We start from the raw sequence: 20717 nt of genomic DNA on the forward strand, positions 1-20717 counted from the left end.
GCGCCGGGGAGGCCGCCTTGTCCCAATCGCTGGGGACAGACGGCGGGGCCTGAACGCGCTAAGAGCTGATCCGGACCCGAAGCGCGGCGTGAGCGCAGAGCGTCGGGGATGCAGCAAGGGAGCGAAGCTTGAGCACGGCGCCGCGCATCGACATCGATCCTGCCGCCTTCTGGGCCGATCCCTATCCGATGCTGGCAAGGATGCGCAAGGAGGCGCCGATCGCCTTCGTGCCGCAGCTCGGCTCGACGCTGCTCACCAGCCGCGACGACATCTCGATCTCCGAGAAGCAGATCGACGTGTTCTCTTCGCACCAGCCCGCCGGCCTGATGAACCGGCTGATGGGCCACAACATGATGCGCAAGGACGGCGAGGCGCACCAGGTCGAGCGCCGCGCGATGTTCCCGACGGTGTCGCCGAAGACGGTGAAGGCGCACTGGACCGCGCAGTTCCAGGCCCATGCCGACCGCATCCTCGCTTCGATTAATCCCGGCCGGGTCGACTTCATGCGCGATTTCGCGTTGCCCTACTCGGGCGAATGCCTGAAGTCGATCACCGGCCTCACCAATATCGGCTTTGAGGATATGGACGCCTGGTCGCAAGGCATGATCGAGGGCATCGCCAATTATGCCGGCGATCCCGCGGTCGAGGCGCGCTGCCATGCCGCGACGTCGGGCATCGACGCTGCGATCGACGACATCCTGCCGGTGATGCGCAAGCATCCCGACCAGAGCATCCTCGGGGTTCTCCTTGCCTCGGGCATGCCGATGGAAAGCGTGCGCGCCAACGTCAAGCTCGCGATCTCGGGCGGGCAGAACGAACCGCGCAAGGCGATCGCGGGCACGATATGGGCGCTCCTGACCCATCCCGAGCAGCTCGATCTGGTTCTGAAGGGCGAGGTGACCTGGCTGCAGGCGTTCGAGGAATACGCCCGCTGGATCTCGCCGATCGGCATGTCGCCGCGCCGTATCGCAAAGCCCTGGAGCATCCGCGACGTCGCCTTCGAAACCGACGAGCGCGTGTTCCTGATGTTCGGCTCCGCCAATCGCGACGAGAAGCACTTCGACCGCGCCGACGCGTTCGACGTGCGCCGCGACGTGACCAAGAGCGTCGCGTTCGGTGCCGGCCCGCATTTCTGCGCCGGCGCCTTCGCCTCCCGCGCCATGATCGCCGACGTCGCGCTGCCGACGGTATTCGCGCGGGCGAAGGAGCTGGAGCTTGCCGACGACGAGCCCGTGCGCATCGGCGGCTGGGCATTCCGGGGCTTGCAGAACTTGCCGGTGAGGTGGCTGCATTAAGGCGGCAGGCGGCGCTTGATCGCCGCCTGAAGCGGGCGCGCGGGCTGGCCTTTTCCGCCTCATCGCTCTAGAAGCGGCGAGAAGCCATCCCGTTTCGGGCCGGCCATGGAGCGGATCGATGAAGCGCATCGCGACCTTCGCCTTCTACGCCGTCGGCGCGCTCGCGATCGTCTACCTCGCGCTCTACGCCTACGCGATGTTCTCGGGCCAGCCGGTGATCATCCCCGGCGATCCCATCCACATCTTCCGCAAGCCGGATGCACCGAGCTATTCGTAGGGCCTGGCCGGTCTCGTAGTCTCGTAGGGTGGGCAAAGGCGCACTTGCGCCGTGCCCACGATCTTTCTCAGAAGCAACAGGTGGTGGGCACGCTACGCTTTGCCCACCCTACAATAGCTGCATTCATCCCCTTGAGATCGCCAGCGCGAGCGCCTGCGCGCGCGGCACGATGCTGTCGACCTCGAGATATTCCTCCGGCGTGTGCGCGAGGCCGCCGACCGGGCCGAGGCCGCAGATGGTCGGCGTGCCGACCGCGGCGGTGAAGCCGGAATCGGCGCAGCCGCCGGAGAACTCGCCCTGCAGCGTGGCGAGGCCGACCTGCCGTGCGGCCGCCTGATAGCTCTCGAACAGCGTCTTGGATTCCGCGCTCTGCACCACCGGCACGAACTCGCCCTTGATCGTCAGCGTTGCGCTGGTGCCCGGCACGTAGGAGGTCGCGACGATCTGCTCGATCGCTGCCATCACCTTCGCACGATCCGCCGGATCGACATAGCGCAGGTCGATCTGCCCCTCGGCGTAGGGCGCCGTGGTGTTGACGGACTGCCCGCCCGAGACCAGGCCGACATTCAGCGTGATGCCCTTGTCGAGATCGGTCAGCGCGTGGATCTGCACGATCTTGTGCGCGAGCTCGCCAACCGCGCTGATGCCCGCGGCGAAGTTGGCGCCGGAATGCGCGGCCTTGCCGGTGATGCCGAGATGCATGAAGATGCCGCCCTTGCGTCCCGTGACGACGTTGCCGGTGGGGCGGCCCGGCTCGGAATTGAACACGGCGCGGGCGGAGCGGCCTTCGCGCTCGATCACGGGGCGCGACGAGGGCGAGCCGATCTCCTCGTCCGAGGTGATCAGCAGCTTGATCGGATGCGGGTTGCCGCCGAATTTGTGGAAGGCGGTTGCAACGAACACGTTCATGACGAGACCGGATTTCATGTCGGCGACGCCGGGTCCGTAGGCGCGGCCATCCCGGATGGTGAAGGGACGGCGGCCGGCCTCGCCCTTGCCGAACACGGTGTCGCGATGCCCCATCAACAGCACCGGCTTCTCGTTGCTGCCGGGCTTTGCCACCTCGGCATGGATCGCATCGCCGAAGGTGGCGTTGGCCTCGCGGCGGCACGGAATGCCGTGCTCGGCAAAATGCCGCTCGAACCGCGCACCGACCGCATCGACGCCGTCCTTGTCATAGGACCCGGAATCGATGTTCACGACATCGCGAAGCAGATCGATCATTGCCTGCTTCTGCGACGCCAGCCAGTCCGTGATTTGAGCTTCAGACATGTGGTTCCTCGCGTGGTTTTTCAGGCGGGTTTATAGAGCCTGGCGCCGCCGCCACCTAGTCGCGGAATGCGGTGCCGCCATGTCCACCGCCGTCGTCCCTGCGAACGCAGGGACCCATACCGCGGAATCTATCGATGTGGCCGGTCTGAGTACCGAACGACGAGTCTTCGCCAAACGTCTCCCTGGGGTTATGGGTCCCTGCGTTCGCAGGGACGACACCGAGGGCGTGGCGCCTATTTGTCTTATCGCGAAAACAAATTGCCCGGGACCAAGCCCGGGCATTTGCATTCTCAATCGGCGTGCAGCGCCTACGCCCCCATCGCCGGCATCCGCGGATATTCGCCGGGGGTGCCCGCCGGCGGGATCGGGATGCCGCCGTCGGAATATTCGTTGAGCTTGTTGCGCAGCGTGCGGATCGAGATGCCGAGGATGTTGGCGGCATGTGTCCGGTTGCCGAGGCAGTGCTTGAGCGTCTCCAGGATCAGGTCGCGCTCGACATCGGCCACGGTGCGTCCCACCAGCGCGCGCGTCACCTGTTCGGCGGCCATCGTGGCGTGGGCCACGGCGGGGGGCGTCTTGGCGAGGTCGAGGCGGTCGCCGTCCGGCGTGATGATGGCGTCGGCACCGATCTCGTCGCCCTGCGCCATCAGCACCGCGCGGTGCATGGTGTTCTCGAGCTCGCGGACGTTGCCCTGCCAGCGGTTGGCCGAGAGCACGCGGCGCGCTTCCGCCGAGATCGGGCGCAGCGGCACGCCGTTGGCCTCGGCGTATTTCTTCACGAAATGCTGGGCCAGCTCCAGAATGTCGGCGGGGCGCTCGCGCAGCGGAGGGATCTTCAGGTTCACGACGTTGAGGCGGAACAGCAGGTCTTCGCGGAACGTACCCTCGCGCACCGCCTCCGCGAGGTTGCGGTTCGAGGTCGCGATGATGCGGATGTCCACCGGCACCGGCTTGGTGCCGCCGACGCGGTCGATCATGCGCTCCTGGATGGCGCGCAGCAGTTTCGATTGCAGGCGGACGTCCATCTCCGAGATTTCGTCGAGCAGCAGCGTGCCGCCGGTGGCCTCCTCGAACTTGCCGATGCGGCGCGCGATCGCGCCGGTGAAGGCGCCCTTCTCGTGGCCGAACAGCTCCGATTCCAGGAGATGCTCGGGGATCGCCGCGCAGTTGATCGAGATGAAGGGACGCTTGGCGCGCGCCGAGCGGGTGTGGACGTAGCGGGCCAGCACTTCCTTGCCGGTGCCGGACTCGCCGGTGATCATCACCGAGGCGTCGGAGCCCGCGATCTGCTGCGCCAGCTTGATCACCTTCGCCATCGCCTCGTCGCGATAGACCAGCTCGCGGGAATCGTTGGCGACGGCGGCCAGCACCGCGGCGATCAGCTCGGGGTCGGGCGGCAGCGGGATGTATTCCTTGGCGCCGGCATGGATCGCCGCGACCGCGGCGCGGGCGTCGTTGGTGATGCCGCAGGCGACGATCGGAGCGTGGATGTGCTCGGCCTCGAGCCGCAGCACGAGGTCGCGGATGTCGAGGGCGACGTCGACCAGCAGCAGATCGGCGCCCTTGCCGCCGCGCAGCACCCGCATCGCCTGCTCGTGATCCTCGGCATGGGTCACGGTGGCGCCGTTCTCCATCGCGATCTTGGTGGCGGTGGTGAGCTGGCCCTTCAATGTGCCAACGATGAGAAGCCGCATGTCAGTCTCCTGTCCGTCTGGTCGCGCTGCCGCGCGTCATGTCCTTGCGTGTCGTGTCAGCCGCGTTCGGCCTTGATGATTTCCGTCATGGTGACGCCGAGCTTGTCCTCGACCAGGACGACTTCGCCGCGGGCGACCAGCTTGTTGTTGACGTAGATGTCGATGGCTTCGCCGACGCGGCGGTCGAGCTCGAGCACGGTGCCGGGCCCGAGCTTCAACAGCTCGCTGACGTCCATCTTGGAGCGGCCGAGCACGGCCGAGACCTGTACCGGCACGTCGAACACGGCCTCGAGGTCGGCGGCGGCACGCGCCGCATATTCGTCCTCGTTGTAGCCGACGTCCGTGCCGGTGGGCGGCATCGGGCCGTTGAGATCGGGCAGCGGGACCTGTCCGTCGGTGTCGCTCATGGGTTAACTCCCCCTGCGGGACGCGACATAGCGTCCGACCATTTCGTCGATCTTGGCCGCGATGGCGCCGCGCTCCAGCACGACGCCGCCATCGGCCCATTCGATCCGGCAGTCGCTGGTGGCAATCTCCGGCTCGGCCAGGATCACCAGCCGGCCCTCGAAGCCGCTCTGCTTGGCGAGCCGCTCGATCTTCTCGCGGGCGGCGTCGTAGAGCGCATCGTTGATGCGGACGACGAGATGCGGCGTGGCGACCAAATGCGAGAAGCAGTCCTTGACCAGCGCCACGATCTCCCCGAGCGGCTCGGCGGCGACGAGGTCGGCGCAGAGCTTGCGCGCGACCGCCACCGCGACGTCGACGGCCTCGGTCTCCATCTTGGTTTCGATGTTGCCGATACCGGCGGCGATGCCGCGGATACCGATGTTGATCTCTTCCATGGCGAGCGCGACGCGGCGGTCGCTCTCGGCCTTGGCTTCGCGCTGGCCGGCGGCGAAGCCTTCCTGATAGGCGCGCGCCTCGGCTTCCGCGACTTTCTGGGCGATCTCGGCCGCGGTCGCAGCCTTCTCGCGCGTCGCCCGCTCGGGCGCCGCGAAGTCGGTGTCGAACAGGAATTTCGCCGGAGCGGCCATCAATACACCAGCTCGTCGTCGGCGCGGTTCTTGGTCAGCATGATCTCGCCCTTGGCGGCGAGGTCCTTGGCGAGGTTGACCAGAAGCGCCTGGGCCTCGTCGACGTCGCGCAGGCGGACCGGGCCCATCGCCGCCATGTCGTCCTGGAGCATCTTGGCCGCGCGCGAGGACATGTTGCCGAAGAAGAAGTTGCGGACGTCCTCGTTGGCGCTCTTGAGCGCGACGCCGAGCTTGTCCTTGTCGACGTTGCGCATCAGGGTCTGGGCCGATCCGGAATCGAGCTTGACGAGGTCGTCGAAGGTGAACATCAGCGCCTTGATGCGCTCGGCGGATTCCCGGTTGTCCTCCTCCAGCGAGGTGATGAAGCGGGTTTCGGTCTGGCGGTCGAAATTGTTGAAGATCTCGGCCATCACCTCGTGGGCGTCGCGGCGGCGGGTCTGGGACAGGTTGGACATGAATTCGGTGCGCAGCGTCTTCTCCACGCTCTCGATCACCTCCTTCTGAACCGCCTCCATCTTCAGCATGCGATTGACGACGTCGAGTGCGAGCTCCTCGGGGAAGATGCCGAGCACGCGCGCGGCGTGCTCCGGCTTCAGCTTCGACAGCACCACCGCGATGGTCTGCGGATATTCGTTCTTGAGGTAGTTGGCGAGAACCTCTTCCTGCACGTTGGAGAGCTTCTCCCACATGTTGCGCCCGGCCGGGCCGCGGATCTCGTCCATGATGCCGTTGACGCGCTCCGGCGGCAGGTATTGCTGCAGCAGGCGCTCGGTGGCGTCGAAATTGCCCATCAGCGCGCCCGAGGCCGACATGCGCGAGACGAATTCGAGCAGCATGTCCTCGACGGTGTCGACCTCGACGGTGCCGAGCGTCGACATTTCCAGCGAGAGCTGGCGCACCTCGTCGTCGTCGAGCAGGCCCCAGATCTTGCCGCCATATTGCTCGCCGAGAGCGAGCATCAGGATCGCGGCGCGGCGGGGGCCGGTCAGTTGCGCCGCGCCCTTGCCTTCGGCGGCGCGGCTGCCGGCACGCTGGCCGAGCGTGGAGATCACGCTGGTGATGTCGTTGGAGTTGGCGTTCTGCAGACTGGCGGCCATGTCAGATCACTTCTTGATGCACTTGGCGTGGGTTACTTGGTTGGCTCGGTGAGCCACTGGCGGATGATGGCGACGGTTTCGTTGGGGTTGCGCTCGGCGAGCTCGCCGACGCGGTGAACGGACTGGGCGTGGACCTGGCCCTGGATGGTCGCGACGTCGATGGCGCTGGCGGCGCCGCTCGGCAGCATCGCCTGGCCGCCGGCCGGTGCCGCCTCTTCCGAAGCCGCGGGACCGGTGAGGACGCCGGAGATGGCGGCGGCGACGTCGTCGGAGGCGAGGATGCGCTTGACCAGCGGGCGGATCACCAGGAACAGCACGACCAGGCCGAGCAGCATCATCACGCCGAGCTCGACGAAGTACATGACGTCGTCCTTGGTGAACTGCAGCATGCCGAGAAGGCCGCCGGGCTCGCCGATCGGAGCGGTGGAGGGCGCATCGGCAAAGCGCAGATTGACGACCTCGACCTGGTCGCCGCGCTTCTGGTCGAAGCCGATGGCCGAGCGCACCAGCGCGGCGATGCGGTCGAGCTGCTCCTTGTTGCGGTCCTGATAGGCCAGCTCGCCCTTGTCGTTCTTGGAATAGATGCCGTCGACCAGCACCGCTACCGAGATGCGGTTGACCCGGCCGGCCTCGGTCACCTCGGTCTTGGTGGTGCGGGAGATCTCGTAATTGTTGGTTTCTTCGGTTTTCTTGCTCTGGTCCTTGGCCGTAGGGCCGCTGTTCTGCTGGTTGCCGGGCAGCTCGTTGTTGACGGTGACCTGGCCGTTGTTGTCGGCGGTCATGCTCTGCTCTTCGCGGGTCTGGCTGGAGCGCAGCACCCGGCCTTCGGGGTCGTACTTGTCCGAGGTCTGGGTAACCTTGTTGAAGTCGAAATCGGCGGAGAGCTGCACGCGGGCGCGGCCCGAGCCGACCACGGAGGAGACGATGTCCTCGACCTGCTTGCGCATCCGCTTTTCGAAGTTGATGCGGCGCTCGTCGCCGACCGCCTGCTCCGGATCGGTCGCCGCGCCGTCGGCGAGCAGCTGGCCGGCCTCGTCGACGATCGAGACCCGCTGCGGCTTCAGGCCGTTGACGGCGGAGGCGACGAGGTGGCGGATGGCGCGAATCTGCTGGGCTTCCAGCGAGCCGCGGACGCGCACCACGATCGAGGCCGACGGCTCCGGCGCCTCGCGTGCGAACAGCGGGCGCTCCGGCAGCACCAGGTGGACGCGGGCGGCCTGGATGCGGTCGATGGCGCGGATGGTGCGGGCGAGCTCGCCTTCCAGCGCGCGAAGGTGATTGATGTTCTGGACGAAAGAGGTGGTGCCGAGCGCGTCGGACTTGTCGAACACCTCGTAGCCGACGCCGCCGCCCTTGGGCAGGCCGCCCTCGGCGAGCTTCATCCTGAGACGCGTGACCTTGTCCTTGGGCACCATGATGATGGAGCCCTCGTTGCGGATCTCGAACTGGATGCCCTGGCGTTCCAGGTCCTTGATGATGCCGGAGGAATCCTCGACGCTGAGGTCGGTGAACAGCGTCGTCATCTGCGGCGTGGTGACGCGCATGATGACGAACGCGAAGAAGCCGATGAGCGCGGCGGTGACCGCGATCATCGCCCCGAATCGGGCGGCGCCGATACTCTTCAGAAAGTCCGCAAGACCTTGCAAGCAACCGCCCCAACAGATTCGGCCGCTTTCACTGGAAGGGCCGACTGGGCAATTATTGCCTAGGGGATGGTTTCGATATGGTTAACGAAGGTTAAGAGGTCGGACAAAAGTCGCGCCAAAGTGCGATATGAAAAAAATCGGCCTCGCTTTGCGAGGCCGATTTTCGTCAAAAGCCGCAGATTTCCGGGATCGCCTACTGGCGATATTGCTGGATACGGGTGGTGCGAAGCCCCGCCAGACCATGCTGGTCGATGGAAAACTGCCAGGAGAGGAATTCGTCGACCGTCAGGGTATAACGGCTGCAGGCCTCCTCGAGCGAGAGAAGTCCACCACGGACAGCGGCGACGACTTCGGCCTTGCGGCGGATGACCCAGCGTTTGGTGCCGGGTGCAGGCAGATCCGCGATCGTCAACGGACTGCCGTCCGGCCCGATGACGTATTTTACCCTCGGGCGATGGGGTTCTGTCATGGCGTACTCACAAACTCTCAACCACTGAACTCACATCCGTAACCCTACGCCCGGCGGCTTAAAAATCCGCTAAGCCTAAGGCTTCAATACAATTCTCGTTGAAAATGCCGAAACGACGCCGTGTCGGCCGGCGGGACGGTGGCATCCGGGCCGGTCGAGGGGGTCTTGTTAATACTTTACTAACGAATGAGACCCTCAAGGGGCTCTCTCAGCTGTCGTCCCGGGGCGCGCGGAACGCGAGCTATGATGCGCAATTGCGCATCTGAGGATCCATAATCCCAGGAAGTGGTTTGACGACGACCAGGGGTTACGACTTCACGCGAAAACGACGTCCTGGGGTTATGGATCTCCGCGTTCGCGGGGATGACATCGTGTTTGGCGGGCGGACCTTCCTCAATTGCCAGTCGCGATGATGCTCTTGACCTGGCTGAGCGTGTAGCTGGCGCCGTCGATGGTGAGCAGCGGCGGCGACTGGGTCAGGTCGACCGACGACACTACGCCCTGCACCTGCGCGGCGATGCCGACATTGTTGTTCGCGACGTCCTTGCCCGTGGCCGAGATGGTGTACTTGCCGTCGGGCCATTGGGTACCGTCATTGCCCATGCCGTTCCAGGTGAAGGGGATGTCGTTGCCGGCGGCCGCGGTGTACTTGCCGTTGAACACGGTCTGGCCGCTCGAATTGGCGATGGAGATTTCGACCGTGGAGTCGGTCGGCACGTTGAGATGCCAGACAGCCGTGGAGTTGGTCATGCTCGCGGTCGAGCCGTCGACCAGGGCGGTCTTGCCGACGAAGCCCAGCGCCTGGGTCGCCTGCGTGGTCTGCTGCAGAGCGACGAGCTGGGCCAGCGCATCGTTGGTCTTGAGCTGCTGCTCGACGCCGGCGAACTGCACCAGCTGCTGGGTGAACTGATTGGTGTCGAGCGGATCGAGCGGGTTCTGGTTCTGCAGCTGCGTCGTCAGCAGCGTCAGGAAGGTCTGGAAGTTGCCGGCGAGCGTCGATCCCGTGGTCGAGCTCAGCGTGTTCGACGAGGAGGATTTCGGCAGCTCGGTCGTCCCGGAGACGACGCTGGGGGCCGTGGCGCCAGTCGTGGTGGTCATGTCGAATACTCCTTACACTCTGATATCGACGCCGCTGCTCGGCCCGTACATGCGGCCATAGCTGCGGCCGACGGGCGCGGCGGCGGTGTCGTCCTCGCTGATGATCAGCCGGCGGGCATTGCCGCCATTGTCGTTGTTCTGGCCGGAGTTCTGGCCCGACGAATTCTGGTCGCGCAGGCTGAAGGACAGCCCGTTGCTGCCGGTCTTGAGGCCGGCATCGTCGAGCGCGCGCTGCAATTGCGGCGCGTCCTGGCGCAGCATCTGCAGCGTCTCCGGCTTCTCCACCGTGAGATGCGAGGTGACGTTGCCGGCGCGGTCGACATTGATGCGCACGTCGATGCGGCCGAGCTCGGCCGGATCGAGGCTGATGTCGAACCGGGACTTGCCGGAGCGGATCGCGGCCGCGATCTCGACCGGCACGCCGTTGATCGGCACTGCCGCAGAGCTGGCCGCGGTCGCGGTCAGCGTCGCGGTCGATGCGGACGCGATCGAGGTCGTGTTGGTCAGCGGTGCCTGCACGGCGGAGGCGGCTTGCGCGCTCGCGTCAGTGGTGTTGAAGGCGGCGTGCGCATTGGCATGGGCATGGGCGGCCGGCGCGGCCGGGATCGCGTCGGCCGGCCGGTCCGCGGCGCCGGGCTTGGCCTCGGTCGCGGCGCCGTCTGCCTGCGGCTTCGGGTCTTGCGGATGCGCGGCATTGGCGGCCGTCGGGCCCGTTGCCTGCGTCGGGGCGGCGGTGCCGGTGCCCTGGCCGATATTGGAGACGTTGGACTGCCCCTGCGCGGTGACGACGGCCTCGAACGAGGTCTTCGGCGTGCCCTGATGGACGGGGATCAGTCCGCCATTCGGCTTGGCTTCGGCCGTAACCTCGCCGGTGGCGCCGGTCGCGGCATCGGCCAGCGTCGCCGAGGTGTCGGCATCGACCTGGGCGCCGGCGGTCTTGGCGCTCTTGTCGCCCGGCGTTGCGGTGTCGGTCGTGGTGCCCGCGATCTGCGCCGCGGTCGAGGCGCTGGCGGCAAGGCCGGCGGCGGCGATCGTCAGCGGCGAGGAGGTGGCGGCCTGGTTCGCCGCCGCGTTCGGATCGGTGGGGACCACCGGCGCGGCAACCGCGATCGCGTTCGGATCCGGCAGGGCCGCCTGCGCTGTATCGGCCGGCGCGGCCTCGACGTTGGCCGCGACCGCATCGCTTGCCTCGGTCTTGTCGCCCTTGGTCTGCTCGGACGCATCGGCTGACTTGGCGTCGGAGGTCTCGGACTTGTCCTTGACCTTGCCGGTGTCCTCGGGCGCATCGGCGGGGGTGTCGCTCGCCTCGTCGGCCCTGGTGGACGCCGGCGCATCGGCGTCGTCGCTCGACTTGCTCTGCGAGGCTTGATCGGCCGATGAGGGCTCGCGCGGGCCCTTGTCCGCGGTGGACGACTCGCTTCGCCGCGGCGCGCTGTCCGCGACCTGCGCGGCCGCGTTGGCGTTGACCGCCTGGGTGTTGCTGTCGACCAGCGAGCCGAAGGAATCGTGGGCGGACGCCTCCTTGCCGCTCTGCGACCGGGCAGGCTTTTGCTGCGCGCTCGAAACTTGCACGCTTGCCGCGACTTCTGACGTACGACCGACCACAGGCAACCCCTTGGAAACATCTGCGGCATCAGGGGAGCAAGGAGCGGGCCAGCGTCGCTGTCTGCATCTTTATACAATATAATCAATATCTTAGTGGTTTGCGGGCGCTGCTGCCGCACCCGCCGCAGCCCCGCCATTTCTGCCTCCCCGGCAAGAATTGCCCTAAGCCGGCCGCCCGCGTGATTGCTTCACCGGAATGCCGCCTATATTAAAGAGGTTACTCTCAGCCGCTTTCGACCGGGCAATCGTGCCTTTCGGGAACTCGAGTTCCCGGGGATTGCCGATGTCCCGCGAGGAGCAAGAAATCGCGGATCGCCGCGCGCCGCCGTCACAACCCCTGAAGGCCATGCTCAACAGTCTGGATCTCGAAGGCCGTCCCGAGGACACCAGGGTCGTCGTCGCCATGTCGGGCGGCGTCGATTCCTCGACGACGGCTGCGCTTCTGAAGGCGGAAGGCTACGACGTCGTCGGCATCACGCTGCAGCTCTACGACCATGGAGCGGCGACCCACCGGAAGGGCGCCTGCTGCGCCGGCCAGGACATCCACGACGCCCGCGACGTCGCCGCCAAGCTCGGCATTCCCCATTACGTGCTCGATTACGAGGACCGCTTCCGCGAATCCGTCATCGACAATTTCGCCGATAGCTACGCGCTCGGTGAGACGCCGGTGCCGTGCATCGAGTGCAACCGCAGCGTCAAGTTCCGCGACCTGCTGAAGACCGCGCGCGAGCTCGGGGCACAGGCGCTCGCCACCGGCCATTACGTCGCCTCGCGCCGCCGCCAGGACGGCTCGCGCGCGCTGGTCTGCGCCGCCGACCCCGACCGCGACCAGAGCTACTTCCTGTTCGCGACCACGCAGGAGCAGCTGGACTTCCTGCGCTTCCCGCTCGGCGACATGACCAAGCCGGAGACGCGCGAGCTCGCGCGCCGCTTCGGCCTTAGCGTCGCCGACAAGCACGACAGCCAGGACATCTGCTTCGTGCCGACCGGGCGCTACACCGACATCATCACGCGCCTGCGGCCGAACGCGATGGATCCCGGCGAGATCGTCGATCTCGATGGACACGTGCTCGGCCGCCACAACGGCATCGCCAATTTCACCGTCGGCCAGCGCCGCGGCCTCGGCATCGCCGCATCCGCACCGCTGTACGTGGTGCGGCTGGAGGCCGCGACCCGCCGCGTCGTCGTCGGCCCGCGCGATGCGCTGAAGATGCACCGCATCGCACTTCGCGACGTCAACTGGATCGGCGACGGCGACATCGACCGCGCCATCGGCGGCGGTCTCGAACTGTTCGTGCGCGTGCGCTCGACCCGCAGCCCGCAGCCGGCCTGGCTGCGCGGCGCAGGCGGCCATTACGAGGTCGAGCTCGTCGCCGGCGAGGAGGGCGTCTCGCCCGGCCAGGCCTGCGTGTTCTACGACGCAGCCAGCGGCCAGGCGCGCGTGCTCGGCGGCGGCTTCATCCAGAGCGCCGCCGCGAAGCAGGGCGCCGCGACATCGCGCCCGCTCGCGGAAGCGGTGCGCGGCTGAGCAGCATGATCCGGAAAAGTGTGAGCGGTTTTCCGGCAAGATCATGCGCAAGACAATGACGAGATCTTGCGCAGCTGGTCGGGCTGGGTTCACCTCTCCCGCAGGGAGAGGTCGGATCGCATCGATAGATGCGATCCGGGTGAGGGGTTATGGTCCTAGCGTACGCCACCCGGCCCCTCACCCGGATTGCTGCGCAATCCGACCTCTCCCCGTCGGGGAGAGGTGAAGTAAGACAGGGCAGGGGGGCATGGCAGCAGACATCTCGCGGGCCGGGGTCGAGAAGGCCTATGGCCGCTGGGCGCCGGTCTATGATCTCGTGTTCGGCAAGGTGTTCGACGCCGGACGGCAGTCGACCATCGCCGAGGCCGATCGCATCGGCGGCCGCGTCCTCGACGTCGGCGTCGGCACCGGGCTGTCGCTGTCCGATTATTCGCGCACCACCAGGATCTGCGGCGTCGACATTTCCGAGCCGATGCTGCGCAAGGCGCAGGCGCGCGTGCGCACGCTTCGGCTCTCCAACGTCGAGGTGCTCTCGGTGATGGATGCGAAGAACCTCGCCTTCCCATCAGACTTCTTCGACGCTGTGGTGGCGCAATACGTCATCACCGCCGTGCCCGATCCCGAAGGCACGCTCGACGAGTTCGTGCGTGTGCTCAAGCCCGGCGGCGAGCTGATCCTGGTCAACCACATCGGTGCCGAGAGCGGTCCGCGCAAATTGTTCGAGCTCGCCTTCGCGCCGATCGCCCGCCGTCTCGGCTGGCGCCCGGAATTCCCGTGGGCCCGGCTCGAGGGCTGGGCGGCGAGGCACGGCGGCATCACGCTGGCCGAGCGCCGCCCGATGCCGCCGATGGGGCACTTCTCGCTGATCCGCTACCGCAAATCGTGATCATGCCGCGGGAACACGCGCCGAGGCCGGCGCGTTCCCTTCCCATGCGCACGACATCAAACATCATCCTGGCCAGCCTCCTGATCGCCGCCTCTGCGCCAGCGATCGCGCAGGCTCCGCCCGCCCCGGCGACGCCGCCGCAAGCGACCGCGCCGCCGTCCCCGCAACGTGCCGCCGGCTGTGCCCCATCCGACCGGCTCGCCACCACCCCGGACGGCACCACCACCGGCCAGTCCCGGGAACCGCTCGGCGACAAGCTCGCCAAGACCGACGGCGTGCTCTGCCCGCCCTCTGGCGTCGACCCCGACATGCACGCCCCCGCGCCCAGCACCGGAGCCAACACCCCGGTCATCCCGCCTCCGGGCAGCCCGGGCGGCGATCCGAACGTGCGGCCGAAATAGGCCGCATCCTTTGCCTCTCCCCACCGGGGAGAGGCCGGAATCCGCGCCAAGCGCGGATTCCGGGTGAGGGGGCCTCTCCGCGAGTCTACTCGGCGAAAACAGCCGAGTTCGGCTTCAAACAGGGCGCTTTCGCCGGCAATTCATCCCGCCCATCGCCCGACCTTTGCTTGACTTCGCCCCGCCCCCTTCCTTATATGCCGCGCGTTCGCGAGATCGGCCGTCTGCCGTTCGCGATCCCTGTGGCGGGGTAGCTCAGCTGGTTAGAGCACGGGAATCATAATCCTGGGGTCGGGGGTTCGAGTCCCTCCCCCGCTACCAAAAATCTCGCTAAGCAGCTGATGATTTTTCAGAGTATCGCGCGCACTCGGCTCGATGCTAGCGGGTAGCGCTATGCTGGCCCGATCGCTCTGATGGCAGCTGCTGGCGGGCGGCGTCGCGCGCGCCGCATTTGGTTGGCAAACGGGCCCAGAGCGATAAGACGTGTCTGACTAGCTTCAACTTGTAGTGCTCCATCGCAGCGGTGGCGGAAGCCCCGCGAAAAAGGAGCGGTACACGTTCGATTTTATCGTCAATGGCCAATCTCTCTTTGCCGCCACCGGTGCCTCCAGCTTTGATTTGTCCGGTTGTCTTTCGGTCCCTCAACGAGAGCCCGAGCTTGCCATTCGCCTCAACGATGGACTTGCGCGACTTCTGACATCAGCCGTTGGGGTCGGCGGCAGTCGCCGCGTGGCCCTGTATGTTTGTCCGGAATGTGGAGACCTTGCCTGCGGAGCTATCACCGCGCTCCTGTCGCGGAGCGACGGCGTCGTGCATTGGTCCCGAGTTTGCGCACGAGAACGGAGATGACAGCGAGGCTAAAATCTCAACGGTCGGCCCCTTCGCGTTCCGCTGGACATCGTACGTGGCTGAAATAGAACGGGCTTGCGCTGCACGATAACGGGTAAAACACTTGCGAAACCCATCACGCTTTACGTCGGGTGGGGTCGATGGGTCTCGCTTCACTCTACCCATCCTGCGAACTCGTGGTTATGCAGATAGCAGACCCAATTCGGTGACTGGTCAACCATAGGGAGCGGGGCACTCTTCCCCGCTCATGCGGGGCTGGCCGCTCTCCATCTGTTGATGCGCAAGATCATCCGTGCTGCGGCGGAATGGAGCTCCCGTCGCACAGTCCGCTATTGCTCTCTGCCTTGATGGCCGGCATCCTCGGATCAATCGCGCGGAAAAGCGACCCCGACGAAGGTCCGGCGCGTGGGGAGGTGTGGGCCATGTTGGCGTTGCGGATCGTCGGGCAACCCAGTGCGCCCGAATTGATCCTCGCTCCCACCGTGGAGGCGTTCGCCCCAAAATGTCCAAGGAAGGAAGCACGCGATGAGGATGATCAAAGGGCCTGCGATATTTCTCGCTCAGTTCGCGGGCGATGCGGCGCCGTTCAATTCGCTCGATGCGATCTGCGGATGGGCGGCCTCGCTGGGCTACAAGGGGATTCAGATTCCGAGCTGGGACGGGCGGTTGTTCGACCTGACCAAGGCCTCGGAGTCCCAGACCTATGCCGACGAGGTGAAGGGGATTGCGGCGCGACACGGCCTTGCCATCACCGAGCTGTCGACCCATTTGCAAGGCCAGCTCGTCGCCGTTCACCCGGCCTATGATGCGGCCTTCGACGGCTTCGCCGCGCCGGAGGTGCGTGGCAACCCCAAGGCCCGCACCGAATGGGCGGTGGATCAGGTCAAGCGCGCCATCCTGGCGTCGCGGCGGCTCGGGCTCAGCGCCCAAGCGACGTTCTCCGGCGCGCTGGCCTGGCCCTACGTCTATCCCTGGCCGCAGCGTCCCGCCGGCCTGATCGAGACCGCCTTCGACGAACTCGCGAGGCGCTGGCGGCCCATCCTCGATCATGCCGATGAGAACGGTGTCGATCTCGCCTACGAGATCCATCCTGGCGAGGACCTTCACGACGGCATCACTTACGAGATGTTCCTCGAACGGGTGAACCACCATCCGCGCGCGAACCTGCTCTACGATCCCTCGCACTTCGTGCTGCAACAGCTCGACTATCTCGACTACATCGACATCTACCACCAGCGCATCAAGGCGTTTCACGTCAAGGACGCCGAGTTCAATCCGACCGGCCGTCAGGGCGTCTATGGCGGGTTCCAGAGCTGGGTCGACCGCGCCGGCCGCTTCCGCTCGCTCGGCGACGGCCAGGTCGATTTCGGCGCCATCTTCTCCAAACTCACGCAATACGATTACGGCAGCTGGGCGGTGCTCGAGTGGGAGTGTGCCCTGAAACACCCCGAGCAAGGCGCGCGCGAGGGCGCCGAGTTCATCCGCAACCACATCATCGAGGTGACGGACAAGGCCTTCGACGATTTCGCCGGCAGCGGTACCGATGCGGCCGCCAACCGCAAGATGCTCGGCATCTCGTGAACGAAAGGCTGCAACATGGCGATTGAAGCAAGCGGTGAAACCGGCGGCCATCGCCGCATCCGTCTCGGCATGGTCGGCGGCGGCCAGGGCGCGTTCATCGGTGCCGTCCACCGCATCGCCGCGCGCATCGACGACCAGTTCGAGCTGGTAGCCGGCGCGCTGTCGTCGGATCCAATTCGCGCCAAGACCTCCGCAAAGGAGCTCGGCATCGCCGACGGCCGGGCCTATGGCTCGTTCGAGGAGATGGCGCAGGCCGAAGCGGCGAGGGCGGACGGCATCGAGGCGGTCGCGATCGTGACGCCCAATCATATGCATAGTCCGGTCGCGAAAGCCTTCCTGGAAGCCGGCATCCACGTTATCTGCGACAAGCCGCTGACCACGACCGTTGCCGAGGCCGAGCAACTGGTGGCGCTGGTCAGGAAGACGGGCCGGATCTTCGTCGTCACGCACAACTACACCGGCTATCCCATGATCCGGCAGGCCCGCGCCATGGTCGCCAACGGCGATCTCGGCGAGATCCGTCTCGTCCAGGCCGAGTATCTGCAGGATTGGCTGACCGAGCCATTGGAGGCCACCGGCCAGAAGCAGGCGGCATGGCGCACGGACCCGTCCCGGTCCGGCGCCGGCGGGTGCATCGGCGACATCGGTACCCACGCCTACAATCTCGCCTGCTTCGTCACCGGGCTCGAGCTCGACGCGCTGCTCGCCCAATTGTCGACCTTCGTCGAGGGCCGGCGGCTCGACGATGACGTGCAGATCTTCCTCAAGTGGAAGGGCGGCGCCAAGGGCATGCTGTGGGCGAGCCAAATTGCCGTCGGCAACGAGAACGGGCTCAAGCTGCGCGTCTACGGCAGCAAGGGCGGCCTCGAATGGGCGCAGGAGAATCCGAACCAACTCTGGTTCACGCCTTACGGCAAGCCCAAACAGCTACTGACCCGCGGCGGCGCCGGTGCATCGGGCGCGGCGGCGAGGGTCACCCGCATCCCATCGGGGCACCCCGAGGGCTACCTCGAGGGCTTCGCGACGATCTATGCCGAGGCGGCGCGCGCCATCCGCGCGGCCGCGGCCGGTGAAAAGCCGCCGCCCGACGTTATCTTTCCGACGGTCGAGGATGGCCTCGCAGGCGTGAAGTTGATCGATGCCGCGGTGAAATCGTCTGAGGGCAACGGCGTCTGGGTTCGGATGACCTAAGGCGGTCGCGATGACTTCGCTTCGTCGAGGACCGCCGAGTGAGGACAACTTGCACGGCATTGGCGTGTCGCGTCATGCGACCTCTCGCGGCGTTCTGGCTCCGCACGAACGATACATCAAATGCGAGCAATCGTGGCGCCCTACAATTCGCATTCTGCCTATGGGCTACTTCACACATCCGAAATTTGCGGTCTCACAAATTGCTGACACGGCGCCAAGCGAGTTCCGTTGCTTTGTCTAACTCAGATTGTATGGTGGCCATAAGAGCATTCGGCCTGATCGACGATGTGCGGCCAATCGGCGCTGTCCGCATCTTTGGTGATCATGATCACAGGAAGAGTGTTCGCCCCTGGGTAGAATGAGGGACAGAGGACAATGACCGAAGGATTAGGACAATGTCGCTGCTCCAGATCAATCTCTTCGGCGGTGTCGAGGTCATGCGTGCCTCCGGCGAGTCGGTGTTGATCCCCAGTCGCAAGGCTGCAACTCTCCTTGGCTATGTGGCGCTCAGTTCCCCTCGGGCCATTTCTCGCGGCAAGCTCGCGACCCTGTTGTGGGACGGTCAGTTCGGCGATCGCGCCCGCGCCAGCCTTCGACAGGCTCTGCTCACATTGCGGCGTGAACTGCCGCAATATTCCGACGTGATCGCGGCCGATCGCGACGACATCCGCATCTGCCCGAACGCCATAAGCACCGATGTCGGGGAATTCGAGCGGCTCCTGTCGGATGGAGATCCCGAACGATTGTCTCGCGCGGCGATGCTGTATCGGGGTGACCTTCTCGAGGGCATCAGTTCGACCTCATGCCAATTCGAAGCCTGGCTGTCTGCCGAGCGCCAGCGACTGAGGACAAAGGCGATGCAGGCGCTTGCGGGCCTGCTGGACACCGACGGGCGCGAGCACATGGACATCGCGATCGCGCTCGCGCTGCGTATCGTCGCAATCGACCCGCTTCAGGAGCAGGTCCATCGTATCTTGATGCGTTGCTACGCGCAGCAAGGTCGCCGTACCGACGCGCTACGTCAGTACGATCTTTGCCGCTCCGTGCTGTGGCGGGACGTTCGCGCGGTGCCGGAGCAGGAGACCGAACAGCTGCAGCGCGACATCCGCCGCATGTTCCACGCTGCGCCCCTGAGACCTGCCTCGGTCAAATTGCAGCGGGCCAAGAACTTTGACGCAACTTTCACGCTCGGCGTGACGCCTGCATCACGATCCTGGTCGTAGCCTTAGCCGCTCGCACAATCGTGCGTAGTGATCCCGACTCCCTTCAGGGAACGCGTGTCGCTCGCGGGTCAGGCACTTCATCAGGAGACTTTGATCATGACTGGAACACAGCAAGGATATGAGGACTACGGCCAATTGGATCCGCAGGGGATATTCGGCTCCATCCTCGGCGGTGCGGCCGGACGCGTTATCGGCAACCTGCTCGGCGGCAAAAGGGGAAAGAATATCGGCGGCGCCATAGGTAACATCGGCGGAGGTTTCCTGCCGTTTTCCGCCGGTCCGGAAACGCCGCAAGGTTCTGTGCAAAATTCTGTGCAGGTCTCCGACATGGAGCTGCAGAGCTTCTGGAGCGTGCTGAAGAAGATCGGCCAGGGCGTGCAGACCGGCCTCGATGTCGGCAAGCAGCTCGGCGTGTTCAACGCCGGCCAGCCCGGACTTCAATCCGCGACGGAGCAGGTCTCCGACATGGAGCTGCAGAGCTTCTGGAGCGTGCTGAAGAAGCTCGGGCGGGGCGTGCAGACCGGCCTCGACGTCGGCAAGCAGCTCGGCGTGTTCAACGCCGGCCAGCCTGGCCTGCAACCCGCGACGGAGCAGGTCTCCGACATGGAGCTGCAGAGCTTCTGGAGCGTGCTGAAGAAGATCGGCAGGGGCGCCCAGACCGGCCTCGACATCGGTCGCCAGCTCGGCGTGTTCAACGCCGGCCAGCCCGGATTTCAACCCGCAACGGAGCAGGTCTCCGACATGGAGCTGCAGAGCTTCTGGAGCGTGCTGAAGAAGATCGGCAAGGGCGTGCAGACCGGCCTCGATGTCGGCAAGCAGATCGGCGTGTTCAGCGCCGGCCAGCCCGGCCTGCAACCCGCGCAGGAGCAGGTCTCCGACATGGAGCTGCAGGGCTTCTGGAGCGTGCTGAAGAAGATCGGCAAGGGCGTGCAGACCGGCATCGATGTCGGCAAGCAGATCGGCGTGTTCAGCGCCGGCCAGCCCGGATTTCAACCCGCGCCGGAGCAGGTCTCCGACATGGAGCTGCAGAGCTTCTGGAGCGTGCTGAAGAAGATCGGCCAGGGCGCCCAGACCGGCCTCGACATCGGTCGCCAGCTCGGCGTGTTCAACGCCGGCCAGCCCGGCCTGCAGCCGGCTGCGGCGCAGGTCTCCGACATCGAGCTGCAGAGCTTCTGGAGCGTGCTGAAGAAGATCGGCCAGGGTGCCCAGACCGGCCTCGATATCGGTCGGCAGCTCGGCGTCTTCAACGCCGGCCAGCCCGGTGGCACGATGCACTAGAGCCAACGCGTGGAGGGCGGGCGAACGCCCGCCCTCCACGCACAGATGACAAGGGAAAACAGATGGCGGATTCAAACACGTCGCAGCAATTCATCGTGCAGGGAGACCCGGTCCAATCCGGTGAGCTCAACGACCACTTGCAGCGTGAACCCGACGTGAAGCGAGTCGCGCAGGTCGCACCCGACGTCGTCATTCTTGCGATGACGAAGACACAGGCCGACCGCCTGAAATCGAGGTTTGCCACGCTCGTGGTTGAACCGGATTCGGCGCTGAAGCCGTTCGATGCCGACTGATTT

19 protein-coding genes and 1 tRNA gene are annotated in these 20717 nt (G+C 65.9%); 11 read left to right on the top strand and 9 right to left on the bottom strand.

Going from position 1 to position 20717, the window contains the following annotated elements; translation table 11 throughout:
• Positions 1–128 precede the first annotated feature (128 nt).
• Positions 129–1295 (top strand): cytochrome P450, encoded by a 1167-nt coding sequence (locus DCM80_RS18945; protein WP_257193075.1) that lies wholly within the window; start codon positions 129–131, stop codon positions 1293–1295.
• Positions 1296–1413: 118 nt separating this feature from the next.
• A complete protein-coding gene (locus DCM80_RS18950) occupies positions 1414–1572 on the top strand; it encodes a hypothetical protein (protein ID WP_257176840.1) in 159 nt (52 codons plus the stop codon).
• Between the two features lie 123 nt (positions 1573–1695).
• Here the strand turns inward: DCM80_RS18950 and DCM80_RS18955 are convergent, their stop codons facing one another.
• From DCM80_RS18955 to DCM80_RS18995, 9 genes are all read right to left on the bottom strand, one after another.
• Positions 1696–2844, bottom strand: coding sequence for a M20 family metallopeptidase (locus tag DCM80_RS18955; protein ID WP_257193076.1), 1149 nt, complete (start codon positions 2842–2844; stop codon positions 1696–1698).
• A 308-nt stretch (positions 2845–3152) separates the two neighbouring features.
• Positions 3153–4538 (bottom strand): sigma-54-dependent Fis family transcriptional regulator, encoded by a 1386-nt coding sequence (locus DCM80_RS18960; RefSeq protein ID WP_257193077.1) that lies wholly within the window; start codon positions 4536–4538, stop codon positions 3153–3155.
• A gap of 56 nt (positions 4539–4594) precedes the next feature.
• Positions 4595–4945, bottom strand: coding sequence for a flagellar motor switch protein FliN (fliN, locus tag DCM80_RS18965; RefSeq protein ID WP_028138288.1), 351 nt, complete (start codon positions 4943–4945; stop codon positions 4595–4597).
• Positions 4946–4948: 3 nt separating this feature from the next.
• A complete protein-coding gene (locus DCM80_RS18970; protein WP_257193078.1) occupies positions 4949–5572 on the bottom strand; it encodes a FliH/SctL family protein in 624 nt (207 codons plus the stop codon).
• Positions 5572–6669, bottom strand: a complete 1098-nt coding sequence (fliG, locus tag DCM80_RS18975; protein WP_028138286.1) for a flagellar motor switch protein FliG — start codon at positions 6667–6669, stop codon at positions 5572–5574. The genes DCM80_RS18970 and fliG overlap by 1 nt, the downstream gene beginning before the upstream one ends.
• A gap of 32 nt (positions 6670–6701) precedes the next feature.
• The gene (fliF, locus tag DCM80_RS18980; RefSeq protein WP_257193080.1) at positions 6702–8315 is read right to left on the bottom strand and encodes a flagellar basal-body MS-ring/collar protein FliF; all 1614 of its coding nucleotides are present in this window, start codon (positions 8313–8315) and stop codon (positions 6702–6704) included.
• A 193-nt stretch (positions 8316–8508) separates the two neighbouring features.
• A complete protein-coding gene (locus DCM80_RS18985) occupies positions 8509–8784 on the bottom strand; it encodes a DUF1153 domain-containing protein (RefSeq protein WP_002714638.1) in 276 nt (91 codons plus the stop codon).
• Between the two features lie 393 nt (positions 8785–9177).
• The gene (locus DCM80_RS18990) at positions 9178–9882 is read right to left on the bottom strand and encodes a flagellar hook assembly protein FlgD (protein ID WP_028138284.1); all 705 of its coding nucleotides are present in this window, start codon (positions 9880–9882) and stop codon (positions 9178–9180) included.
• Between the two features lie 12 nt (positions 9883–9894).
• Complete coding sequence (locus DCM80_RS18995; protein WP_306594417.1) at positions 9895–11454, bottom strand: flagellar hook-length control protein FliK; 1560 nt, start codon at positions 11452–11454, stop codon at positions 9895–9897.
• 379 nt (positions 11455–11833) lie between these two features.
• Here DCM80_RS18995 and mnmA point away from each other — a divergent pair, with 379 nt between their 5' ends.
• The 9 genes from mnmA to DCM80_RS19040 all read left to right on the top strand — a co-directional run bounded on the left by mnmA (position 11834) and on the right by DCM80_RS19040 (position 20714).
• The gene (gene mnmA / locus DCM80_RS19000; protein ID WP_257193083.1) at positions 11834–13015 is read left to right on the top strand and encodes a tRNA 2-thiouridine(34) synthase MnmA; all 1182 of its coding nucleotides are present in this window, start codon (positions 11834–11836) and stop codon (positions 13013–13015) included.
• Between the two features lie 247 nt (positions 13016–13262).
• Positions 13263–13901, top strand: coding sequence for a class I SAM-dependent methyltransferase (locus DCM80_RS19005; protein ID WP_257193085.1), 639 nt, complete (start codon positions 13263–13265; stop codon positions 13899–13901).
• A 44-nt stretch (positions 13902–13945) separates the two neighbouring features.
• Positions 13946–14302, top strand: a complete 357-nt coding sequence (locus tag DCM80_RS19010) for a hypothetical protein (protein ID WP_257176848.1) — start codon at positions 13946–13948, stop codon at positions 14300–14302.
• A gap of 241 nt (positions 14303–14543) precedes the next feature.
• Positions 14544–14620: transfer RNA gene (locus DCM80_RS19015), tRNA-Met, on the top strand.
• A gap of 1053 nt (positions 14621–15673) precedes the next feature.
• The gene (locus DCM80_RS19020; RefSeq protein WP_257193086.1) at positions 15674–16729 is read left to right on the top strand and encodes a sugar phosphate isomerase/epimerase; all 1056 of its coding nucleotides are present in this window, start codon (positions 15674–15676) and stop codon (positions 16727–16729) included.
• Between the two features lie 15 nt (positions 16730–16744).
• Positions 16745–17920, top strand: coding sequence for a Gfo/Idh/MocA family protein (locus DCM80_RS19025; protein WP_257193087.1), 1176 nt, complete (start codon positions 16745–16747; stop codon positions 17918–17920).
• A gap of 395 nt (positions 17921–18315) precedes the next feature.
• The gene (locus DCM80_RS19030) at positions 18316–19143 is read left to right on the top strand and encodes a BTAD domain-containing putative transcriptional regulator (protein WP_257193088.1); all 828 of its coding nucleotides are present in this window, start codon (positions 18316–18318) and stop codon (positions 19141–19143) included.
• Between the two features lie 96 nt (positions 19144–19239).
• Entirely contained in the window at positions 19240–20421 is a 1182-nt protein-coding gene (locus DCM80_RS19035) for a hypothetical protein (RefSeq protein WP_257193089.1), read from the top strand.
• Between the two features lie 62 nt (positions 20422–20483).
• Positions 20484–20714 (top strand): hypothetical protein, encoded by a 231-nt coding sequence (locus tag DCM80_RS19040; RefSeq protein WP_257176854.1) that lies wholly within the window; start codon positions 20484–20486, stop codon positions 20712–20714.
• Positions 20715–20717 lie beyond the last annotated feature (3 nt).

It is taken from the genome of Bradyrhizobium sp. WBOS08, from assembly GCF_024585125.1.
Taxonomy (GTDB): domain Bacteria; phylum Pseudomonadota; class Alphaproteobacteria; order Rhizobiales; family Xanthobacteraceae; genus Bradyrhizobium; species Bradyrhizobium japonicum_B.

What these genes read in the sequence shown, in the direction of transcription:
- DCM80_RS18960 (WP_257193077.1), bottom strand. Translation starts at nt 4,538, where the DNA reads ATGCGGCTTCTCATCGTTGGCACATTGAAGGGCCAGCTCACCACCGCC.
- DCM80_RS19005 (WP_257193085.1), top strand. Translation starts at nt 13,263, where the DNA reads ATGGCAGCAGACATCTCGCGGGCCGGGGTCGAGAAGGCCTATGGCCGC.
- DCM80_RS19035 (WP_257193089.1), top strand. Translation starts at nt 19,240, where the DNA reads ATGACTGGAACACAGCAAGGATATGAGGACTACGGCCAATTGGATCCG.
- DCM80_RS19010 (WP_257176848.1), top strand. Translation starts at nt 13,946, where the DNA reads ATGCGCACGACATCAAACATCATCCTGGCCAGCCTCCTGATCGCCGCC.
- DCM80_RS18970 (WP_257193078.1), bottom strand. Translation starts at nt 5,572, where the DNA reads ATGGCCGCTCCGGCGAAATTCCTGTTCGACACCGACTTCGCGGCGCCC.
- DCM80_RS19030 (WP_257193088.1), top strand. Translation starts at nt 18,316, where the DNA reads ATGTCGCTGCTCCAGATCAATCTCTTCGGCGGTGTCGAGGTCATGCGT.
- DCM80_RS19040 (WP_257176854.1), top strand. Translation starts at nt 20,484, where the DNA reads ATGGCGGATTCAAACACGTCGCAGCAATTCATCGTGCAGGGAGACCCG.
- DCM80_RS19020 (WP_257193086.1), top strand. Translation starts at nt 15,674, where the DNA reads ATGAGGATGATCAAAGGGCCTGCGATATTTCTCGCTCAGTTCGCGGGC.
- fliN (WP_028138288.1), bottom strand. Translation starts at nt 4,945, where the DNA reads ATGAGCGACACCGACGGACAGGTCCCGCTGCCCGATCTCAACGGCCCG.
- DCM80_RS19025 (WP_257193087.1), top strand. Translation starts at nt 16,745, where the DNA reads ATGGCGATTGAAGCAAGCGGTGAAACCGGCGGCCATCGCCGCATCCGT.
- DCM80_RS18985 (WP_002714638.1), bottom strand. Translation starts at nt 8,784, where the DNA reads ATGACAGAACCCCATCGCCCGAGGGTAAAATACGTCATCGGGCCGGAC.
- mnmA (WP_257193083.1), top strand. Translation starts at nt 11,834, where the DNA reads ATGCTCAACAGTCTGGATCTCGAAGGCCGTCCCGAGGACACCAGGGTC.
- DCM80_RS18955 (WP_257193076.1), bottom strand. Translation starts at nt 2,844, where the DNA reads ATGTCTGAAGCTCAAATCACGGACTGGCTGGCGTCGCAGAAGCAGGCA.
- fliG (WP_028138286.1), bottom strand. Translation starts at nt 6,669, where the DNA reads ATGGCCGCCAGTCTGCAGAACGCCAACTCCAACGACATCACCAGCGTG.
- DCM80_RS18990 (WP_028138284.1), bottom strand. Translation starts at nt 9,882, where the DNA reads ATGACCACCACGACTGGCGCCACGGCCCCCAGCGTCGTCTCCGGGACG.
- DCM80_RS18950 (WP_257176840.1), top strand. Translation starts at nt 1,414, where the DNA reads ATGAAGCGCATCGCGACCTTCGCCTTCTACGCCGTCGGCGCGCTCGCG.